Here is a 19,121-nt window from a genome sequence, read left to right as displayed (position 1 = left end):
AGGGTGCTCGACATGGCCACCGAGGAGCAGAACGCGACCGACACGAAGCCCGCCGAGCCCGCCGAGCCTGTCGACGACCTGGTCACCACGCAGCACACGCTGACCGTGGACGGCCAGGAGTTGCGGTACACCGCGACCACCGGGCGGATCGTGCTCCGCGAGGAGGTGTACACCGACGGCAAGTTCGAGGGGCTGAAGCCGAAGGCCGAGGTGTTCCTGACCGCGTACACGCTGGACGACCCGGACGGCACCGGCGCGAAGGACCGGCCGGTCACGTTCGCGTTCAACGGTGGGCCGGGGTCCTCGAGTCTCTGGCTGCATCTCGGGCTGCTCGGCCCGCGCCGGGTGGTGTCCGGTGACGCCGGTGCGCTCGCGCCGCCGCCGTACGACCTGGTCGACAACGCGGAGACGTTGCTGAAGTACAGCGACGTGGTGTTCATCGACCCGGTGTCGACCGGGTTCTCGCGGGCCGCCGAGGGGGAGAAGCCGGGGGACTACCACGGGTTCACGCGGGACCTGGAGTCGGTCGGCGAGGTGATCCGGCTGTGGACGTCGCGGAACGGGCGCTGGATGTCGCCGAAGTTTCTGGCGGGGGAGTCCTACGGTACGACGCGGGCGGCCGGGCTGGCCGCGCACCTGCAGCAGCGGTACGGGATGTACCTGAACGGCGTCATGCTGATCTCGGTGGTGCTGGAGTTCGGGACGCTCGACTTCACGCCGGGCAACGACCTGCCGTACACGCTGTTCCTGCCGACGTACGCCGCGATCGCGCACTACCACGGGATGGTCCCGGACCGGGAGCTCGGCGAACTGCTGGCGGACGCCGAACGGTTCGCGGCCGGCCGGTACCCGAATGCGCTTGCCCAGGGCAACAGGATCCCGGCGGACTACCGGGCCGAGGTGGTCACCCGGCTGGCGCAGCTGACCGGGCTCAGCGAGGACTACGTCGACCGGGTGAACCTGCGGATCGAGCACATGCGGTTCTTCGGCGAACTGCTCAGGTCGCGCCGTCAGACGGTCGGGCGGATCGACGGCCGCTTCACCGGGTGGAGCGCGGACTACGGTTCGGAGACTCCGGACCGCGACCCGTCGATGAACGCGATCACCGGTCCGTACTCCGCGGCGCTGAACCACTACGTGCGCGTCGAGCTCGGGTACGAGAACGACGTACCGTACGAGATCATCAACATGGACGCCGCGAAGAACTGGTCGTTCAAGGAGTTCGAGGGCCAGCAGATCACGGTCGCGGAGAAGCTCGCCGAGGCGATGCGCGTGAACCCGCACCTGAAGGTGTACGTCGCGTCCGGGCACTACGACGGCGCCACGCCGTACTTCGCGACCGAGCACACGCTGGCGCGCCTGCAGATCCCGGCGGAGCTGGCCGGCAACATCGAGACGAAGTACTACCCGGCCGGCCACATGATGTACGTCCACGAGGAGTCCCGCATCCGGCAGGCCGCGGATCTCGGCGCCTTCATCACGGGTGCCGCCAACCGATGATCCTGATCCGCCCCGCGGACGCAGTACCGACGCCCGACCTCCCAGGCGTCGTACTGCGCCCGCCGACGGTGAGCGACGCCGACGCACTCGGCCGCTTGTACTTCGCGTCGTACGACCCCGGCGTCGCCTCGGCAACACTCGCGGACGCGCTGGAGGACATCGAGTTGACGTTCGCCGGGGAGTACGGCGTACTGACGCTGAGCCAGCTCGCGTGGGACGGCGGGCAACTCGTCGGCGCGCTCCTGGTGGTGGAACGCGCGCCGTGGCCGGACACTCCCGACTGCCCGTTCGTCATCGAGCTGTTCACGGCGCGGTCGCACCGCCGGCGGGGGATCGCCAAGCTGCTGCTGAGCACCTGCTCGGCTGTCACCGTCGCGCTCCGCGTCGACCCGGACAATGCCCCGGCGATGGAGCTCTACCGTTCGCTCGGCTTTCAGGAAGGGTAGATGCGGAAGCCGCTGAAGGTGCGGTGCTCGAAGGAGCTGTAGAAGTCCTCGGCGGTGTCGGTGACCAGGTCGATGCGTTGGGCGCCGGTCAGCGGATGCGCGTACTCGAGCAGCGCCCGGCCGACGCCCTTGCGGCGGTACGCCTGATGGACGGCCATCATCGACAGGTGTGCCTGGATGTGGCCGTCGCTCTGCAGGTACGCGAACCCGATCACCTGCTCGCCGTCGAGTGCGACAACAGTCGTGACACCGGGCGCGGTAAGGACGGCGTGCGCGCGTTCAGGGTCCGCGGGCAGACTCGGCCAGCCCTCGGCCTCGCACAATGCGAGAACGCCAGGGAGGTGGGGCTGGATGTAGGGGGTGATCACGGGAGGGTGAGGACCTCGGCGCCGGTGTCGGTCACCACCAGCGTGTGCTCGAACTGCGCCGTCCGCGACTTGTCCTTGGTGGTGGCGGTCCAGCCGTCGTCCCACAGGTCGTACTCGTACGTGCCCAGCGTCAGCATCGGCTCGATCGTGAACGTCATCCCGGGCTCGATCACGTCGTCGAACCGCTCGTCGTCGTAGTGCGGGATGATCAGCCCGGAGTGGAACGACGTCGAGATGCCGTGACCGGTGAAGTCGCGGACCACGCCGTACCCGAAGCGTTTCGCGTACGACTCGATCACCCGGCCGATGATGCTCACCCGGCGCCCGGGCTTGACCGCCTTGATGCCGCGGTTCAGCGCCTCCTGTGTGCGCTCGACCAGCAGCCGGCTCTCCTCGTCGACGTCGCCGACGAAGAAGGTCGCGTTGGTGTCGCCGTGCACCCCGTGCAGGTACGCCGTGATGTCGACGTTGACGATGTCGCCGTCCTCGAGCGGCCGGTCGTCGGGGATGCCGTGGCAGATCACCTCGTTCACCGACGTGCACAACGACTTCGGGTACCCGCGATAGCCGAGCGTCGACGGGTACGCGCCGCGCTCGACCAGGTACTCGTGGCCGACCGCGTCCAGCTCGTCGGTCGTCACACCGGGTTTCGCCGCCGCACCGACCGCCTGCAACGCCTGCGCGGCCAGCTTGCTCGCCACCCGCATCTTCTCGAGCAGCTCCGGCGGCGTCACGTACGAACCGTCGAACGGCGTCGGCGCGGGCTTGTCGACGTATTCCGGGCGGGTGATGGAAGCAGGTACGTCGCGGCGCGGCGAAATGACGCCAGCAGTAAGAATCGACATGGTGAGATCATTCTAGAGAGCGCTGCGAAACGACTCCCATGAGGTGGTCATCCAGATGAGTGACGATCACAGCAACGAGTGGTACTTCAACACCAAGACCGGCAAGGTGGAGCCGTACCAGGGCGCCAAGTCGGGGGACCGGCTCGGGCCGTACAGCTCGCCGGAGGAAGCCGCCCGGGCGCTGGAGAAAGTCCAGGAACGCAACGAGAACTGGGACAACGACCCGAAGTGGGACGACGACTGAGTTCACCGTCGACAGCTTGGAAACAGCTGAGGGGCACCACCGATCGGTGGTGCCCCTCAGCTGTTGGTGAACTGTTCGCGTCAGCGCGCGACGCGCTTGGCCGCGGTCTTGCGGGCCGGAGCCTTGCGAGCCGGCGCCTTCTTGGCAACCGTCTTCTTGGCCACGGTCTTCTTCGCCGGAGCCTTCTTGGCGGCGGTGCGCTTCGCCGGGGCCTTCTTCGCGGCCGTGCGGGCCGGCGCCTTCTTCGCGGCGACGCGCTTCGCGGGCGCCTTCTTGGCGACGGTCTTCTTGGCCGGGGCCTTCTTCGCGGCGACCTTCTTGGCCGGAGCCTTCTTCGCAACGGTCTTGCGGGCCGTGGCCTTCTTCGCCAGCGCCTTCTTGGCGGTGGTCCGCTTCGCGGCCGTCGTCTTCTTCGCAGCAGCCGTCGTCTTCTTGGCAGCGGTGGTGCGCTTCGCCGGCGCCTTCTTCGCCACCGTCTTCTTCGCGGTGGTCTTGCGGGCGGCGACCTTCTTCGCCGGAGCCTTCTTCGCGACAGCCTTCTTCGCGGTGGTCTTCTTGGCGGCCGCCTTCTTCGCCACCGTCGCGGTCTTCTTGGCCGCACTCACCTTCTTCGTCGCTGTCTTCTTTGCTGCGCTGACCTTGCGCGCGGTCGTCGTCTTCGCGGCGCTGGTCTTCTTCGCGACAGTCTTCTTGGCGGGAGAAGCCTTTTTGGCTGTCGCCTTCCCTGCGGCTGCCTTCTTGGCTGGCACTCTGCCTCCTTGGTGCGGCTGAGGAAAACCACGGTGGATTCCTCGTCGTCATGATGATGACAACACTTGTGCGCTACGTAAAGCACCGGAAACGTCCGCAGGCTAAGGGGAACTGGCGGCGTACACTGGCACAAATGCCGAACATCCTTGTAATGAAGGGATTCCGCCGCGCCCCGAGCATGCCGGATCAGCGGAATATTTTCTTCGCGACACGCGGCACTTTTGGCGCCGAAAGTGCCGGATCGGCGAGTGTTGTCATCGGCAACGGCCTCGACGAGGAGGAGTCCATGAGTACGTACGACGACCTGCACGACGTCGTCGAACTGCCGCGAGCGGTGCGTCGCGTGGTCAGTATCGTGCCGTCGCTGACCGAGTCGATCGCGATCACCGACGCGGACAAAATCGTTGGTGCGACCGACTGGTGTACGCATCCCGCGGACCTCGACGTGACCCGCGTCCGCGGTACCAAGAATCCTGATCTCGACACGATTCGCGCGCTCGCACCGGATGTCGTCGTCGCCAACGCGGAGGAGAATCGCGCCGTCGATCTCGACGCGTTGCGCGCAGCCGGAATCGCGGTCTGGGTGACCGCGCCGACGACCGTTCCGCAATCACTGGACTCACTCGGCCGCCTGCTGTCCGCGATCGTCGGCAGCGAACCGGACTGGTTGCGGGAAGCGCGTGCGGTGTGGAGCACGCCGTACGTCGGAATGCGCCGGCGCGCGGTGATACCGATCTGGCGTAGACCATGGATGGCGCTCGGCCGGGACACGTTCGCAGGTGATCTGCTCGCCCGTATTGGTATCGACAACGCGCTGAGAGAATCCGGTGAACGCTACCCGCGATTCGATCCGGACGAGTTACCCGGCTACGACCTCGCAGTACTCCCGGACGAGCCTTATGCGTTTTCCCCGGACGACGGACCGGAGGCGTTCGGCAAACCCGCACGCTGTGTCTCCGGCCGGCACCTGACCTGGTACGGACCGTCGCTCGTCGAGGCGCGCGCCGTGCTGAGCGGACAGTTAGGTGTCTCGTGAGCGCTGAGGCTCTCACGAGACACCAGCGTGACGTCCGCCACGATCGGCGCTCGACGGCTGGACGGGTTAGGTATGCCTCACCTACGCTCGCCGGGTGCCGTCGATGACCGCGAAGAAGAAGTGCTGCAAGGACAAGCCGAGGTGCAAGAAGTGCCCGGTGGTGCTGATGCGCCTGTCCAAGGCAGGCTGCGCCGAGCGGCTCGATCGCGTGCACTACAAGGTCGACAAGAAGGTCCCGAAGAAGGTGCTGAAGGAAGCGCGGTCGCGCTGAGCGCTCAGGGACGCCCGGCTCAGGATGCGCGGCGCAACGTGATCGCGTCCGTGGCCTGACGGAGCAGTCCGGGGATCGTCGCGTGCGCGGCCAGCCCGGTCGCCTCGAGATCGTCGCCGTACCACCAGCCGTGTTCGCTGATCGTCTGCTGCTCGATCTCCTCCTGGTTCGCGAACGTCACGTCGACGCGGTCGACGGCGACGGCGTAGAACGTCTGCCGCTGGATGATCCGGCTGCCGCCGTACTCGAACTCGATCGTGTTGGACGCGAGCGGCGTACCCAGGTCGGCGGCCGGCAGCTCGATGCCGACCTCCTCGCGCAGTTCCCGGCAGGCCGCGTCGGTGAGGGTCTCGCCGTCCTCGACTCCGCCGCCGATCGTGAACCAGTACGTCGTGCCGGGCCTCAGCGGATCCCAGCCGTGCAGCAGCAACACCCTGCCGTCCGGGCGCACCGGCAGTACGCGAGCAGTCGTCCGCCGTCGAACCGTAGATTCCGTCACACCACAAAACGCTAAGGGACAACGCATCCCGTCCGTCGAGTCGTGCGGCGCGTCTCACAACTGTTGCCCTACACACCTACGATCGGAGACATGGCAACCATCGGTCTGGGTCTCGCGGCACTGGGACGTCCGGGGTACATCAACCTCGGGCACGACCAGGACCTGCCGCCACGGCGGGCGGTCGAGGATCTGCGTGCGCAGACACACGCACTGCTCGAACAAGCCTGGCAGGCAGGAGTTCGGTACTTCGACGCCGCGCGTTCGTACGGTCTTGCCGAAGAGTTCCTCGGCAGCTGGCTGACACCGGAACGCCGCAGTCAACTGACCATCGGCTCGAAGTGGGGCTACACGTACGTCGCCGACTGGCGGCACGACGCGGAGACCCACGAGGTGAAGGACCACACCCTCGCGACGTTCGAGCGGCAATGGCCGGAGACGCTGCAGGCGCTCGGCGGACCGCCCGACTTCTATCTCGTTCACAGCCTGACGTCCGACAGTCCCGCGCTCGAGGACAAGCGCTTGCTGGATCGCCTCCGTGAACTCGCGGACACCGGCGTCCGCGTCGGCCTGTCGACGAGCGGTCCGCGACAGGCCGAGACGTTGCGCAAGGCGTTGACGTCCGGTACGCCGTTCACCGCCGTACAGGCGACGTGGAACGTACTGGAGACGTCCGCCGGCGCCGCGCTCGCCGACGCGCACGACGCCGGCTGGTTCGTCGTCGTCAAGGAAGCGGTCGCGAACGGCCGGCTGACGGCGCGTGCGGGCGAGACGCCGTTCAACGAGTTCGCCACGAAGCACGGCGTCGCGCCGGACGCGCTGGCGATCGGCGCCGCGGTGGCTCAACCGTGGGCGGACATCGTCCTCAGCGGAGCCACCACGCCCGAACAGCTCGACAGCAACCTCGCGTACCGCGTCGACGGTCCACTCCTCGAGTTCGTGCAGCAACCCGAGGAGTACTGGACCGAACGGTCAGCCCTGCCGTGGATCTAGCCGGGTGAGCGCGTGCCGCGCGACCCCTGTACTCGCGGCGGCCTTTGCGGCTGCGGCGGTTGGTTGAGGTGCCGGGACCGGCGGGCACTGCACATCGGAGCGGTTACCCGGCCGCCGGGCCGGTAGGGCGCCGGTCAGCAGGTACGCCGCGATCCTGTCGTCGGTACACGAGACACCCGACAGCGAACCCGCGTGCGTGGTGCCGCCGACGCCTTCGATCAGCACCGAATGCGGGAACGTCTTCCGCGTCTGCAACGCACCCGAGTACGGCGTCGCCGCGTCGAGGGTCTCGTTGATCATCAGCAGACTCTTCACCCGGCTGCCGTCGACCTTCACCGGGTTGCCTGCCTTCGCCGGCCAGAACGCGCACGGTGCGTTGAACCACGCGTTCGACCAGGTCAGGAACGGCGCCTTCGCGAAGTAGTTCCAGTTGTCGCGGCGCCACGTGTTCCAGTTCGTCGGCCACTTCGCGTCGGTGCAGGACACCCCGAGGTACACCGCGAGCAGGTTGTCGTCGAACGGCGGACCGCCGTACAGGTCGACCAGCGGTGCGGCGTTCGCGTCGTGCACCCAGGCCGCGAACGCGTTCGCGATGTCGACCCAGCCGTACACGTAGTACGCCGCCTGCGTGAAGATGTCGGTCCACTCGTCCGGGCCGATCTTGCCCGCCGCGGGATGCCCGACGAGCTTCAGCAGCTGCTTGTAGTACTGCTTCTCGACCGCGGCCTCGGTGGTCCCGAGGTGCCACGTGGAGTCGTGCGCGGCGACGTACGCGAAGAACACCTTCACGCTCTTGTTGAACGCGAGGTCCTGGTCCAGGTTCGCCTGGTACCAGATACGGGTCGCGTTCACGACGCCGTCGAAGACCGCGCGGCGCAGCCGGTTCGGGTACAGCGTCGCGTACACCTGGCCGAGGTACGTGCCGTACGAGAAGCCGTAGTAGTTGATCTGCTGCGCACCGAGCGCCTTGCGGATGCTCTCCATGTCGCGCGCCGAGTCGATCGTGGTCAGGTGCCCGAGCAGCGCGTGCTGGTTGTTGTCACACGCCTTCGCGTACGCCTTCGACCGCTGGATCCACACCTGCTCCACCTGGCGTGTCACCGGGATGTAGAACGGCCGGTTGTACCCGGAGTAGTCCGCGATGCAGTGCAACGACGGCACGCTCGACCCGACACCGCGCGGATCGAATCCGATCCAGTCGTACGGATCGCCGCCGTGGTTCGGCACGAACTCGCCCAGCGACGCCAGCGTCAGACCGGAACCGCCCGGACCACCCGGGTTCACCAGCATCGGCCCCTGCGCCTGCGCGTCCGGTGTCTTGTGCGTGATACGCGACACCGCCAGCTTGATCTTCGTGCCGTCCGGACGGCTGTAGTCCAGCGGCACTTCGACGTACCCGCACTGCGCGCCGCGCCGGGCCAGGCCCGCGTTCGTGCAGGTGGTCCAGTTGATCGGCGGTGGCGTGTAGCCCGACGGCTTCGCCCGGTCCGGAACGGCGGTCGCTGTCGGCAGCGACGCCAGTGCCCCGGCAACCAGCGCGAACGAAACCCCTGCGGCAACCATGAATCGACGGATCATCATCGGCCTCCCCTTTGCCGCCCAACATCGTGAACCCGCGATGTCGGGCCGTACAAGGGTTCGGCGCCCGCCTTCGGAGAGCTACCGTCGCATCACTGTGTGTCAGAAGGTGTGTTCGTCGCTCGGGAAGGCACCGTTCGCGACCTCTGCGGCGTACGTCGTCGCCGCGTTCGTGAGGACTCCGCGCAGGTCGGCGTACTGCTTCACGAACCGCGGCATCGTGCCGGTCCGCAACCCCGCCATGTCCTGCCAGACCAGCACCTGCGCGTCCGTGTCCCGGCCCGCACCGATACCGATCGTCGGAATCGGCACCCGCTTGGTGATCTCACCCGCGACCTCGCCTGGCACCATCTCGAGCACCACCGAAAACGCTCCCGCCGCCGCGAGCGCAACCGCGTCGTCGATCAGGCCGGCCGCCTGATCGCCGCGGCCCTGCACCCGGTAGCCGCCGATGCTGTGCTCGCTCTGCGGCGTGAAGCCGATGTGCGCCATCACCGGGATGCCGGACTGGGTCAGCTTCTCCACCATCGGTACGACCGTACGGCCGCCTTCGAGCTTGACCGCGTGTACGCCGGCCTCCTTCATGAACCGCACAGCCGTGTGGAACGCTTGCTCAGGCGACGCCTGATAGGAACCGAACGGAAGATCGGCAACCACGAGAGAGTGCTGCGCGGCGTTCGCGACGGCGCGGGCGAGGGGGATGAGCTCGTCCACCGTCACCGGGAGAGTGGAGCTGTACCCGAAGACGTTGTTCGCCGCAGAGTCCCCGACGAGCAGCACCGGAATTCCTGCCTGATCGAAGATCTCGGCCGTGTACTGGTCGTAGGCGGTGAGCATCGCCCACTTCTCCCCACGACTCTTGAAGTCCCGCAAATGATGCACCCGGTACCGCCGAGGCCGCTTACCGCCGCCCCCAGCACCAGGCCCCCCATAAGGCGAAACCTCGCCGTCCCCACCGCCCCCCGCCGCACCAGCACCCGCGGCGCTGCCCGTACCTGCCGCGTCACCAACACTGCCTGCAGCACCAGCTATACCTGCCGCGCCAGCCGCACCCACACCTGCTGCGCCATCCACACCTGCGGTGCCACCAACGCCGCCCACAGCACCTGCTGCGCCACCTACACCACCCGCGGTGCCTGCTGCACCACCTACGCCGTTCGCGGAACCAGCAGCGTCGCCCACGTTTCCAGCAGCGTCCGCACCACTCACAGCACCAGCGCGACCAGCTCCACGTCCCGCGCTACCACCAGCGCCGGCCACGGCATCCGCGGTACCAGCCGCGCCTGCGGCTCCACCCACGCCGCCTGCGGACCCAACCACCCCCGCAGCGCCACCAGCCGAGCCGGCCGCACCTACTGAGCTGGCACCTTCTCCTGTGCTGCCAGGAAGGCCGCCTTCAGGTTTACTGCCATCGCCTGCTGGTCCAGCGCTCGGCGCCTGGTATGCACGCCGAGCGGCCCGATGCGACGTGACCTGCTCCGCCGACACCTGACTAGGCGCATCCTGCTGCACCCCAGCCCGCCGCCGCGCACCAACCGGCCCCGCCTGCACCTGCTCATCCGACGCAGTACCACCACTCACCGGAGAGTCGCTCTCGTACTCCGCACTCGGATCCATCAAATACCCGCTGTCTCCAGCCCCTCGCCCCGACTCCCGAGCCGCAACTTCCCCCCGAAGCCGAATCTCCTGAGGCCGCGTATCCTCCCCAACCCGAACCTCATCCACCCCAGGCGAAGCACCCGCCCCCTGCCCATCCCCCGCAGCAGCCCCACCCACCTGCCGCGAGTCGTCGTACGCCGGACGCGCGTCATGCGGCGGCAGCCCGTTCTGGGCGGGAGTGTTTGCCTGCTGTGGGTCGTCGTACTTGCTGCCGGTGTCGTGTGACGTGAGCCCGTTCTGTACGCGAGCACCATCCGCCTGTTCGGCGTCGCCGTACGGCGGTCGACTGTCGCGTGGCGGCCGCCCGTTCTGGGCGTGGCTCGCCTGCTGTGGGTCGTACGTCGGGCGCGGGTCGTGTGAGGTCAGCCCGTTCTGTTCGCGGGCGCCGTCCGCGCGGTTGGCGTCGCCGTACTGGGGGCGGCTGTCGCGTGGGGGCGGCCCGTTCTGGGCGGGGGTGTTCGGCTGCCGCGGGTCGTCGTACTTGCTGCCGGCGTCGTGTGACGTGAGCCCGTTCTGTACGCGAGCACCATCCGCCTGTTCGGCGTCGCCGTACGGCGGTCGACTGTCTCGCGAAGGCAGTCCGTTCTGGGTGGGGCTTGACTGGTGCGGGGTGTCGTACGGCTCGCGGGGGTCGTGTGGGGGGCGGGGTGGTTGGGAGGCTCTGGCGGCCTCTTGGGAGCGGCCGGTGCCGTAGGCGCGGGCTGCTTCGTTGGTGGTGGGCGGGGTGTCCTGGTGGTCGAGGGGCCAGCGGGAGCTGAAGGCGTCCGTGGGGTCCTCGGGGTGGGACGGGGGGTCTTGGGGGCGGTACGGCTGGGGTGGGCGGGGTGCGGGGGACTGGCCCCAGATGGGTTCCGGGCCGGGGCCTGGTTCGTGGCGGCGGGGTTGCTCGGGAGCGTCCTGCGCTCGGGGTGCGGGAGGCTGGAGGCGCTGGGGAGGACGCGGAGGGTGCGGCGGGAGCCCGTTGCTACCTGGTCCGTTACCGCCGACGCCGTTGCCACCAACACCGTTGCTACCAAGCCCGTTGCCGCCGACGCCGTTGCCGCTAGGCGTGCTGCCGCCGACGCCGTTGCCGCTAGGCGTGCTGCCGCCAAGGTTGTTGCTTGGTTGGGGGGCGGGGGCGGTCCAGTTGTTGTTGGCTGGGGGGCGGGGTGGGGTGGTGTTGGTGGAGCCGGGGCCGAAGGGGCTTGGCCTGCCTTGGGGTGGAGGCTGCTGGGGGCGGAACGGGTTGTGTTCCTCGCGCGGTGCCTCGTAGTACGGCGGTTGCCCCGGCGGTGGCGGAGCGGTCGGCAGGTACGGCGGCTTCGGGACGTACGGCTGTTGCGGGACGGGGCCGCGTTCGTAGGTCCGGGGTGCGTTCGGGAGGGACGGCGACGGGTCGAGACCGCGGTCCCGCCAAGGGTCGTCGTACTCCGAACGGCGGTTGTCGTCGGCTGCCTGGTTCTTCGGTCCGGTCCCGTACGGCGTGCCTTCGTCGTCGCCAGGGGTACCGGCCGACAGGTAGTTGTCAACCATGCTTTCATCGTCCCACCGTTGCGGTGGGTAAGCGCCACCGCCTGTGGACGAGCTCACATCGCGGCCGGGCAGGCCGGAGTTCTCGCCGGGCTCCTCGGTGGAGCCCCAGGCGGATTCTTGGGATGGGCGGTACCGCCAGGAGTCGCTCAGTGCTCGGCTGCCTTCCGTGCGTCCTCACGCCATGCGTTGGTGATCGGCAACCGGCGGTCCCGGCCGAAGGCCTTGTGCGTGAGCTTGGGGCCCGGTGGGTACTGCCGGCGCTTGTACTCGGCTCGGTCGACGAGCTGGATGACCTTGGTGACGAGTTCGGCGTCGAACCCGGCGGCCACCAGCTCCGCGCTGCCGCGGTCCTGTTCGACGTAGTCGTCCAGCATGTCGTCGAGCAGGTCGTACGGCGGCAGCGAGTCGGTGTCCTGCTGTCCGGGGCTGAGCTCCGCGGACGGTGGTTTCGCGATCGAGTTCTGCGGGATCGGCGGCTGCTGGCCGCGTGCCTTCGCGTCCTCGTTGCGCCACTTCGCGAGCCGCCAGACGAGTGTCTTCGGCAGGTCCTTGAGCGGCGCGTACCCGCCGACCGCGTCGCCGTAGATCGTCGAGTACCCGACGGACAGCTCCGACTTGTTGCCGCAGGCAAGTACCAGGTGGCCGTCGGAGTTCGACAGGCCCATCCAGATCACCGCGCGCACCCGGGCCTGCAGGTTCTCCTCGGCGAGCCCGGTCAGGCCGAGCGTGTCGAGGAACGGCTGCACCATCGGCTGGATCGGGACCACCCGGTAGTTCAGGCCGGTCCGGGCGGCGAGTTCGGCGGCGTCGTCCTTGGAGTGGTCGCTGGAGTAGACGCTCGGGTTCGAGATGCCGAACACGTGCTCGGGCCCGACCGCGTCGCAGGCGATCGCGGCGACCAGCGAGGAGTCGATGCCGCCGGAGAGCCCGAGCAGGACGGACTTGAACCCGTTCTTCTGGACGTAGTCGCGCAGCCCGGTGACGATCGCGCCGTACATCTCGGCCTCGTCGGACAGCCGCGGGGCGATGCTCGGCGTCATCGGTTCGTACGCCGCGAGTTCGCCGGACTGCAGCACGGTGTGCACGATCTCGATGCCCTGGTGGGTACCGGACGGCGTACCGGAGGCGGCCGGGAGGTCGAGGTCGACGATCATGCTGCCCTGCTCGAACTGCGGGGCGCGGGCGATAATCGTGCCGTCGGCGTCCGCGACCAGCGAGTCGCCGTCGAAGACGAGTTCGTCCTGCCCGCCGACCAGGTTCACGTACGCGAGCGAGCAGCCGGCCTCGCGGGCGCGGCGGCGGACGAGGTCACCGCGGACGTCGTCCTTGTTGGCCTCGTACGGCGAACTGTTGACGACGAGCAGCAGGCCCGCGCCGGCCTCCCGGGTGACGGCGACCGGGCCGCCGTCCTGCCAGAGGTCCTCGCAGATCACGACCGCGACGTCGATGCCGTGCACGCGGACGACCTGCAGCGTGTTGCCGGGGACGAAGTGCCGGAACTCGTCGAAGACGCCGTAGTTGGGGAGGTGGTGCTTGACCGCGCTGGTGAGGACGGTGCCCTGGTGGAGGACGGCGGCGGCGTTGGTCGGCGAACCCTTCGGACGGCCGAGCCGGTCGATGCCCATCGCCGTACCGCTCGCGCGGTCGAGGTAGCCGCAGATGACGACGATGTCGCCGAGGCCCTCGTCGGACAGGCGCTGCGCGAGGCTCTTGATCCGGGCCTGGGACGCGTCCACGAACGACGCGCGCAGCGCCAGGTCCTCGACCGGGTAGCCGGTCAGCGCGAGCTCCGGGAAGGCGACGACGTGCGCACCTTGCTCGACCGCATTTCGGGTCCACGCGACGATCTTGTCGGTGTTCCCGTCGATGTCACCGACGGTCACATCGATCTGAGCAAGAGCAACCCGAAGCTGAGGCACGGGAGCACATTACTGGGTCGGCAGTCCCGGCCCCACGCCTGTCACCAACCTCTTACGTACGCCGAATGTAGCTCCGCACCAGATCCAGGTTCGATCCCAGCGAATCCACCGCGTCGACCACCAGCTTCTCGCCCGTCAACCGAGGGTATTCACTCCGCATCCGCACCACGTGGTCCCACCCGACCTCGTGCCATCCGGGAATTCCCCGCCGCCGTCCTTCGAGCCGCTGCCGGTGGACTTCTTCAGCGCTGCACACACATTCCACGATCCGCAAACGGGCGTCGTACCCGGCGGCGAGTTCTTCCCAGCGCGCGGCGATTTCCGCGTTCACCAGACAATCCACGATCGCCGATTGCCCGAGCATCAACTGCCGCCGCAGCAAAGTGCTGAGCAGCTCGTAGTACATGGCGAGGAACGTCGGCCGCTCGAGGCCGGTGAGGACGCCGTGCGGTGCGAGGGCCCCGAGCAACCAGTCGCCGGCGAAGGCCGGCACTCCGGTTTCGGTGGCGAGCGCTTCGGCGAGCGTCGACTTTCCGGTGCCGGGAAGTCCGGTGAAGGCGATGAGTTGTTTCACAGTGGGGTTGTCCGGGCTACTAGGAGTGGGGTGAGGGTGGTCCAGCCGAGGGAGGTGTAGAGGGGGCGGCCTTCGGGGGAGGCGGTGAGGTGGGCGGGGTCGGTCTGGATCATGTCGGCGACGGCGCCGGTGTGCAGGACCGCCATCCGGCCGCTGGCGGCGAGTTCGCCGTAGCCGTAGATCTGTACGTCGACGATCGACGGTCCGCCGGACACCTCGGCGACGTACGGCGCCGGCACCGGATGCAGTTGCTGATGCGGCAGTGAGATCGTCATCAACCATTCGGTACGGACGTATTCGAGCGGCCGCAGCTTCCGCGCCAGCTGCTCCGGGTCGGCGGCCTCGATCAGCAGCCACGACGTGCCGGGCGGGTTGCAGTCGGTCAGGGCGAGATGTGCGGCGGCGCGCGCGTTCTCCTCGGTCGCGACGTACTCGACCCGGCGCGCCGGGTCGCCGACCCGGACCACGGTGACGTCGTCGACGCGTTGCCAGTCGTTCCAGCCGCGTGCGGCGGACCATCCGCGCTGCCACCGCGACAGGGCTTCGTCGTGCATCACCCCATCGAACAACGACGAAGGTTCACCCGGCAGGGACTTTCGTCGGATGCGACGCCGTCGCGGTTTCGGTTGACTGGGCACCATGAGCACCCAGGGTGGCCCGGCCGGACTGACCGAGCGGGCACTGGGCCCGGACCTCGCGCGCGGCTTCATGCTGCTGTTCATCGCGCTCGCGAACTCGCACTACTTCGTCTCCGGCAGCGCGTACTTCGGCGGCTTCCCGACCGACGGAACGCCGCTCGACCGTACCCTCGGCGTACTGATCGCGACCTTCGTCGACGGCCGCGCGTTCCCGATGTTCGGCGTGCTGTTCGGGTACGGCGTCGCGCAGATCGTCCGCCGGCAGCGCGAGGCGGGCCGGGACGAGCGGGGGATCCGGCTGCTGCTCTGGCGCCGCAGCCTCGTCCTGGTCGTCCTCGGTTTCGCGCACGCGATGCTGCTCTACATCGGCGACATCCTGGCGGCGTACGGCGTGCTGCTGTTCCTCGGCGTGGTGGTCCTGAACTGGAAGGACCGCTGGCTGTTCGCCGTCGCCGCGTTCGTCCTGGTCCTGACGGCGCTGCCGAGCGACGACGCGCTCGCCGCGTCCGCCGACGCCCCGGATCCGTCGATGCTGCCGACGAGTTTCCTCGGCCAGTTCGTGGAGCGCATCACGGTCCAGCCGTGGATCGCCGGCCTCGGCTGGATCGGGTTCGTGGCGCCGTTCCTGATCGGCCTGTGGGCCGGCCGCCGCCGCATCCTCGAACGTCCCGCCGAACACCTGACCCTGCTCCGCACGACCGCCCTGCTCGGCATCTCGATCGCGGTCGCCGGTGCCCTGCCGATGTCGCTCGTGGTCGGCGGCGTGCTGGTCCGGCCGAGCGACCATGCGCTGACGATCCTCGGACCGTTGCACGACGCAACCGGTGCGTTCGGCGGTTTCGGGTACGCCGCGTTGCTGGTGCTGGTCGCCCACCGGGTCGGCGAACGACCGGTCACCCGGGCGATCGCGGCCGTCGGGCAGCGCTCGCTGACGTGCTACCTGGCGCAGTCGGTCGTCTGGTACGTCGTGTTCACGCCGTACCTGCTCGACCTGTCGCACACGCTGACCGTCACGACGACGGCGATCCTCGCGGTCGCGACCTGGTCCGGGACCGTGCTGCTGGCCGGCCGGATGCGTCGCGCGAACTACCGCGGCCCGTTCGAGCTCCTGATCCGCCGCATCACTTACGCGTGAAGCTCAGGTGTGTGACGCCGTCCGGCGCCGACACGGCCTCGATGCCGAACCGGTCCTCGAGCGACTCCTGCCCGTCCCACAGCCGGACGCCGCGCCCGAGCACGATCGGCACCACCGCGACATGCATGTGGTCGACGAGGTCCGCCGCGAGGAAGTCGCGGATCACCGTCACGCCACCTCCGAGTCGTACGTCGGCACCGTCGGCCGCCGTACGGGCCGCCGCGAGCGCCTCGGCCGGTGACGCGTCGAGGAAGTGGAACGTCGTACCGCCGTCCATCGTGATCGACGGCCGCGGGCGATGGGTGAGCACGAAGACGGGGGTGTGGAACGGCGGGTTCGGCCCCCACCACCCGGTCCAGTCGGCGTCGTCCTGCCACCCGGGCGGGCCGAACTTGTTGGCGCCCATGATCTCCGCGCCGATGCCGGGCTCGTGCTGCTCCGCGAAGGCGTTGCCGACACCCTGGGTGCCGCCGGGCTGCCCGGCCATCGCGTGGAAGTACCGGGTGCCGACGTACCACTCGTGCAGCCGTTCGCCGGCGTGACCGAACGGGGTCTCCCTGGACTGGCCCTCGCCGGTGCCGAACCCGTCCAGGGAGACCGAGAAGTTGTGAATCCGTACCTGCGACATGATGAACGCTCCTCCTGTGGGGATGGTGTCACCCAACGGTCGGAGCCGTCACCGCCGCTTTGACATCAGAGCACCGCGGCGACCCGATCCCGTAGTTCGGGGAGGCGGGCGTAGAACACGTCACCCGGGCACTGCGTGCTGTTGTAGTCGCGGTGCCCGACGATCGCGACGTGCGGATCGAGCCCGTACTTCGTGCACAGCCAGGCGCAGGTCAGCACGGACGTGTCGAACAGCGCGGTCGTCACGTTCTCGGTGACGTAGATGCCCTCGTGCTCGATGCCGATCGTGTGGCTGTTCTCGTTCGCGGTCTGCGCGCCGAGCACGTTCTGCCCGTTGTTGATCGCGGACAACGACTTACTCCGGCCCTCCATCAGGAACCCGCCGCGGCTGATCGTGAGCTGGTTGCCCATGTCGATCCAGCCGTTGGTGTCCATGTGCAGGTCCTGGATCCAGTGCTGCACCTTGTAGGCCGCGGCCAGCGAATAGTCGGTGACGTTCGCGCTCGCGGTGTGATGGATGACGATGTGGTCGGGCTTGCCGATCACCTGGGTGGCGGACTTGGGCGGGCGCGCCGACCACTCGGTGCGCGTGTAGCAGCGCGGCGCGGGGGCCGCGTGCGCTGCTGTCGGCAGGACAGTGCCGCCGAGCAGTACGCCGCCGGCGGTCGCGCCGAGCAGGGTACGCCGGGACACCCGGGCACGTTGGATATTTTCTGGGGCGGTCATGTAGAGGAAAATTCCCTACGCGGAACCCGTCCAAACCGGAATGATCTAATGGCGCACGTGACAGATGGTGAGCGGACGCAGCCGGTCCGCCTGGGGCGGGTGGGCAAAGGGGTGCGGATCCTGATCGCGGTCGCCGGGATCGCTCTGCTGATCAACGGATCGGTGCGCGCCAGCGACGACGCCTGGCCGTTCGGCCCAATGTCGCAGTACGCGATGTCGGTCCCTGACGACGCGAGCATCGACTACACCCGGATCAGCGCGGTGACCGACGCCGGTACGACGGTCGACGTACCGCTGAACATCGAGGGCGCCGGCGTCGCGCGCGCCGAGATCGAGGCCCGCGCCGGGGAGATCGAGAAGAACCCGGCTTTGCTCCAGCAGGTCGCGGACGGGTGGGCACGCAAGCACCCGGACAAGCCGAAGTACGTGAAGCTGCAACTGATCCGCGACACGACCCAGCTGGTGCAGGGCCGCGTCGACGGGCCGCCCACGTCCAAGGTGATCGCGACCTGGCAGGTGCGCGGATGAACTGGTTCACCCCCGCGATCGCGGTCGCCCGGATCGCCTGGCTGCGGACGATCCTGTACCTGTTCGTGATCCTCGACATGCACGCCTTCGTCCGCGACACCCGCGACAAGGGCGAGCACCCGGGGCTGTACCAACCGTTGCTGCTGGCCCGTTTGCTCGACCTGCCGAAGCCCACGGTCACCAACACCACCGTGCTGTACGTCGTACTTATCGTCGCCTGCCTGATCGGCGCCACGAACCGCTTCCCGCGGATCGCCGGCTGGATCGTGGCGCCCGCGTTCACGTGGTGGGTGCTGATCGGGATGAGTGACGGCAAGGTCGACCACGACCACCTCGCGCTGGTGATCGCGTTGTGGGTGCTGCCGACGGTCGGCTGGGCGACGTACGGCGATCGGACGAAGTCCGAGGCGGCCGGCTGGGTGATCCGGTGCATCCAGCTCTGCGTGATCGCGACCTACTTCCTGTCCGCGATCGCGAAACTGCGCAGTGCCGGATGGGTGCTGACCTGGCCCGGCAGCGCCGTGCTGACGTGGGCGATCGTGCGGCGGCCGCATCCGGTCGGGGAGTGGCTGCTGCACTACCCGTGGATGCTGCACGTGATGCAGTGGGTCGGCATCATCGGGGAGTTCTGCTCACCGGTGATCCTCTGGCTCAAGGGCCGGTGGCAACTGTTCGGGGCGCTGTTCTTCCTCGGGTTCCACGCCGCGAACACGGCGATCCTGCTCATCCACTTCCTGCCGACGGTGGTCTGCTGGCTCGCGTTCGCACCGATGGAGCGGATCGTGCCGTGGTACCGGGCGCGGCGCTCAGACCGCGATGCCCGACAGGCCGAAGACCAGCCCGAACACGGCCGGCAGGCCGAGCAGCAGGCCGGCGCGTAGCGTGAACCGGCGCCCGCCGGGGCCCGGGGTCCGGACGACCCGGGACAGCACGGCACCGGCGTACCCGAAGACCAGGGCGGCGAGCAGGATCTGCACGGTCGGCAGGTCGGTCGCGTCCTGGTGCCGCAGCCCGAGCGTCACCAGGCCGGGGCAGCAGAACGCGACCATGCCGAACCCGAGCTCCGGGACCGGCAGCCACCGACGGCCGAGGACGTCCTGCTCGGCGGGGCGTTTCCGGCGTAACGACTGCACGAATCGCGCGGTACTGACGATCAGGTCGCTGAGGCAGAGAACGCCGGCCACGATCAGGGCGGCGTGGAAGATCGTCTGCACGAAGAGACACGCTAGGCCCTGAACGGTGCGCTGTCCGGCTGGGCACGTAACGTCTGCTTAAC

At 68.5% G+C, this 19,121-nt stretch carries 22 protein-coding genes; 9 read left to right on the top strand and 13 right to left on the bottom strand.

Annotated features, from left to right (window positions below; all coding sequences use genetic code 11):
• Nucleotides 1-12: 12 nt before the first annotated feature.
• Nucleotides 13-1,500, top strand: a complete 1,488-nt coding sequence (locus ACXJJ3_RS08010) for a S10 family peptidase (RefSeq protein WP_458169332.1) — start codon at nt 13-15, stop codon at nt 1,498-1,500.
• Complete coding sequence (locus tag ACXJJ3_RS08005) at nt 1,497-1,946, top strand: N-acetyltransferase family protein (protein WP_458169331.1); 450 nt, start codon at nt 1,497-1,499, stop codon at nt 1,944-1,946. The genes ACXJJ3_RS08010 and ACXJJ3_RS08005 overlap by 4 nt, the downstream gene beginning before the upstream one ends.
• Here the strand turns inward: ACXJJ3_RS08005 and ACXJJ3_RS08000 are convergent.
• Both ACXJJ3_RS08000 and map read right to left on the bottom strand, forming a co-directional pair.
• Nucleotides 1,934-2,314, bottom strand: coding sequence for a GNAT family N-acetyltransferase (locus tag ACXJJ3_RS08000; RefSeq protein WP_458169330.1), 381 nt, complete (start codon nt 2,312-2,314; stop codon nt 1,934-1,936). The genes ACXJJ3_RS08005 and ACXJJ3_RS08000 overlap by 13 nt on opposite strands.
• Complete coding sequence (gene map, locus ACXJJ3_RS07995; RefSeq protein ID WP_458169329.1) at nt 2,311-3,159, bottom strand: type I methionyl aminopeptidase; 849 nt, start codon at nt 3,157-3,159, stop codon at nt 2,311-2,313. Before map ends, ACXJJ3_RS08000 begins: the two co-directional genes overlap by 4 nt.
• Before the next feature lie 55 nt (nt 3,160-3,214).
• Here map and ACXJJ3_RS07990 point away from each other — a divergent pair, with 55 nt between their 5' ends.
• Nucleotides 3,215-3,403: a hypothetical protein gene (locus ACXJJ3_RS07990; protein WP_325041281.1), complete on the top strand. Its 189-nt coding sequence runs from the start codon at nt 3,215-3,217 to the stop codon at nt 3,401-3,403.
• 80 nt (nt 3,404-3,483) lie between these two features.
• Here the strand turns inward: ACXJJ3_RS07990 and ACXJJ3_RS07985 are convergent, their stop codons facing one another.
• Entirely contained in the window at nt 3,484-4,152 is a 669-nt protein-coding gene (locus tag ACXJJ3_RS07985) for a histone H1-like repetitive region-containing protein (RefSeq protein WP_458169328.1), read from the bottom strand.
• Between the two features lie 50 nt (nt 4,153-4,202).
• Here ACXJJ3_RS07985 and ACXJJ3_RS07980 point away from each other — a divergent pair, with 50 nt between their 5' ends.
• Complete coding sequence (locus ACXJJ3_RS07980) at nt 4,203-5,189, top strand: helical backbone metal receptor (protein ID WP_458169327.1); 987 nt, start codon at nt 4,203-4,205, stop codon at nt 5,187-5,189.
• 94 nt (nt 5,190-5,283) lie between these two features.
• Nucleotides 5,284-5,460 (top strand): hypothetical protein, encoded by a 177-nt coding sequence (locus ACXJJ3_RS07975; RefSeq protein WP_458172027.1) that lies wholly within the window; start codon nt 5,284-5,286, stop codon nt 5,458-5,460.
• A 19-nt stretch (nt 5,461-5,479) separates the two neighbouring features.
• On the opposite strand, the gene ACXJJ3_RS07970 is transcribed toward ACXJJ3_RS07975, so the two are convergent.
• Nucleotides 5,480-5,959, bottom strand: coding sequence for an NUDIX hydrolase (locus ACXJJ3_RS07970; protein WP_458169326.1), 480 nt, complete (start codon nt 5,957-5,959; stop codon nt 5,480-5,482).
• Nucleotides 5,960-6,049: 90 nt separating this feature from the next.
• On the opposite strand from ACXJJ3_RS07970, the gene ACXJJ3_RS07965 reads away from it, so the two are divergent.
• Complete coding sequence (locus ACXJJ3_RS07965; protein WP_458169325.1) at nt 6,050-6,949, top strand: aldo/keto reductase; 900 nt, start codon at nt 6,050-6,052, stop codon at nt 6,947-6,949.
• On the opposite strand, the gene ACXJJ3_RS07960 is transcribed toward ACXJJ3_RS07965, so the two are convergent.
• From ACXJJ3_RS07960 to ACXJJ3_RS07935, 6 genes are all read right to left on the bottom strand, one after another.
• On the bottom strand, nt 6,929-8,530 hold the full coding sequence (locus tag ACXJJ3_RS07960; protein ID WP_458169324.1) for an alpha/beta hydrolase: 1,602 nt from the start codon (nt 8,528-8,530) through the stop codon (nt 6,929-6,931). The two genes, ACXJJ3_RS07965 and ACXJJ3_RS07960, sit on opposite strands and share 21 nt — an antisense overlap.
• 99 nt (nt 8,531-8,629) lie before the next feature.
• Nucleotides 8,630-9,409: a 3-methyl-2-oxobutanoate hydroxymethyltransferase gene (gene panB, locus ACXJJ3_RS07955; protein ID WP_458169323.1), complete on the bottom strand. Its 780-nt coding sequence runs from the start codon at nt 9,407-9,409 to the stop codon at nt 8,630-8,632.
• Nucleotides 9,410-9,732: 323 nt separating this feature from the next.
• Nucleotides 9,733-9,879, bottom strand: coding sequence for a hypothetical protein (locus ACXJJ3_RS07950; RefSeq protein ID WP_458169322.1), 147 nt, complete (start codon nt 9,877-9,879; stop codon nt 9,733-9,735).
• Nucleotides 9,880-11,844: 1,965 nt separating this feature from the next.
• Entirely contained in the window at nt 11,845-13,617 is a 1,773-nt protein-coding gene (locus ACXJJ3_RS07945; protein ID WP_458169321.1) for an NAD+ synthase, read from the bottom strand.
• A 52-nt stretch (nt 13,618-13,669) separates the two neighbouring features.
• The gene (locus ACXJJ3_RS07940) at nt 13,670-14,191 is read right to left on the bottom strand and encodes an AAA family ATPase (RefSeq protein WP_458169320.1); all 522 of its coding nucleotides are present in this window, start codon (nt 14,189-14,191) and stop codon (nt 13,670-13,672) included.
• Nucleotides 14,188-14,745, bottom strand: a complete 558-nt coding sequence (locus ACXJJ3_RS07935) for a hypothetical protein (RefSeq protein WP_458169319.1) — start codon at nt 14,743-14,745, stop codon at nt 14,188-14,190. The genes ACXJJ3_RS07940 and ACXJJ3_RS07935 overlap by 4 nt, the downstream gene beginning before the upstream one ends.
• An 85-nt stretch (nt 14,746-14,830) precedes the next feature.
• On the opposite strand from ACXJJ3_RS07935, the gene ACXJJ3_RS07930 reads away from it, so the two are divergent.
• Nucleotides 14,831-15,964, top strand: a complete 1,134-nt coding sequence (locus tag ACXJJ3_RS07930; RefSeq protein ID WP_458169318.1) for a DUF418 domain-containing protein — start codon at nt 14,831-14,833, stop codon at nt 15,962-15,964.
• Here ACXJJ3_RS07930 and ACXJJ3_RS07925 read toward each other — a convergent pair.
• Both ACXJJ3_RS07925 and ACXJJ3_RS07920 read right to left on the bottom strand, forming a co-directional pair.
• Nucleotides 15,951-16,592, bottom strand: a complete 642-nt coding sequence (locus ACXJJ3_RS07925) for a dihydrofolate reductase family protein (protein WP_458169317.1) — start codon at nt 16,590-16,592, stop codon at nt 15,951-15,953. The two genes, ACXJJ3_RS07930 and ACXJJ3_RS07925, sit on opposite strands and share 14 nt — an antisense overlap.
• A 65-nt stretch (nt 16,593-16,657) precedes the next feature.
• On the bottom strand, nt 16,658-17,284 hold the full coding sequence (locus ACXJJ3_RS07920; protein WP_458169316.1) for a peptidoglycan recognition protein family protein: 627 nt from the start codon (nt 17,282-17,284) through the stop codon (nt 16,658-16,660).
• An 81-nt stretch (nt 17,285-17,365) separates the two neighbouring features.
• Between ACXJJ3_RS07920 and ACXJJ3_RS07915 the strand changes: the two genes are divergently transcribed.
• Both ACXJJ3_RS07915 and ACXJJ3_RS07910 read left to right on the top strand, forming a co-directional pair.
• Nucleotides 17,366-17,845, top strand: coding sequence for a hypothetical protein (locus ACXJJ3_RS07915; protein WP_458169315.1), 480 nt, complete (start codon nt 17,366-17,368; stop codon nt 17,843-17,845).
• A complete protein-coding gene (locus tag ACXJJ3_RS07910; RefSeq protein ID WP_458169314.1) occupies nt 17,842-18,726 on the top strand; it encodes a hypothetical protein in 885 nt (294 codons plus the stop codon). Before ACXJJ3_RS07915 ends, ACXJJ3_RS07910 begins: the two co-directional genes overlap by 4 nt.
• On the opposite strand, the gene ACXJJ3_RS07905 is transcribed toward ACXJJ3_RS07910, so the two are convergent.
• Nucleotides 18,652-19,059: a hypothetical protein gene (locus ACXJJ3_RS07905; RefSeq protein ID WP_458169313.1), complete on the bottom strand. Its 408-nt coding sequence runs from the start codon at nt 19,057-19,059 to the stop codon at nt 18,652-18,654. The genes ACXJJ3_RS07910 and ACXJJ3_RS07905 overlap by 75 nt on opposite strands.
• Nucleotides 19,060-19,121: the final 62 nt, after the last annotated feature.

It is taken from the genome of Kribbella sp. WER1 (genome assembly GCF_054189145.1).
The sequence above is the reverse complement of the archived record's forward strand: the minus strand, read 5'-3'. Positions and strand labels throughout refer to the sequence as shown.

Bases quoted from the DNA above. Each gene is read 5' to 3' on its own strand.
- ACXJJ3_RS07965 (WP_458169325.1), top strand. From the start codon at position 6,050: ATGGCAACCATCGGTCTGGGTCTCGCGGCACTGGGACGTCCGGGGTAC.
- ACXJJ3_RS07930 (WP_458169318.1), top strand. From the start codon at position 14,831: ATGAGCACCCAGGGTGGCCCGGCCGGACTGACCGAGCGGGCACTGGGC.
- ACXJJ3_RS08010 (WP_458169332.1), top strand. From the start codon at position 13: ATGGCCACCGAGGAGCAGAACGCGACCGACACGAAGCCCGCCGAGCCC.
- ACXJJ3_RS07915 (WP_458169315.1), top strand. From the start codon at position 17,366: ATGGCGCACGTGACAGATGGTGAGCGGACGCAGCCGGTCCGCCTGGGG.
- ACXJJ3_RS07925 (WP_458169317.1), bottom strand. From the start codon at position 16,592: ATGTCGCAGGTACGGATTCACAACTTCTCGGTCTCCCTGGACGGGTTC.
- ACXJJ3_RS07935 (WP_458169319.1), bottom strand. From the start codon at position 14,745: ATGCACGACGAAGCCCTGTCGCGGTGGCAGCGCGGATGGTCCGCCGCA.
- ACXJJ3_RS07910 (WP_458169314.1), top strand. From the start codon at position 17,842: ATGAACTGGTTCACCCCCGCGATCGCGGTCGCCCGGATCGCCTGGCTG.
- ACXJJ3_RS07990 (WP_325041281.1), top strand. From the start codon at position 3,215: ATGAGTGACGATCACAGCAACGAGTGGTACTTCAACACCAAGACCGGC.
- ACXJJ3_RS08005 (WP_458169331.1), top strand. From the start codon at position 1,497: ATGATCCTGATCCGCCCCGCGGACGCAGTACCGACGCCCGACCTCCCA.
- map (WP_458169329.1), bottom strand. From the start codon at position 3,159: ATGTCGATTCTTACTGCTGGCGTCATTTCGCCGCGCCGCGACGTACCT.
- ACXJJ3_RS07980 (WP_458169327.1), top strand. From the start codon at position 4,203: ATGATGATGACAACACTTGTGCGCTACGTAAAGCACCGGAAACGTCCG.
- ACXJJ3_RS07960 (WP_458169324.1), bottom strand. From the start codon at position 8,530: ATGATGATCCGTCGATTCATGGTTGCCGCAGGGGTTTCGTTCGCGCTG.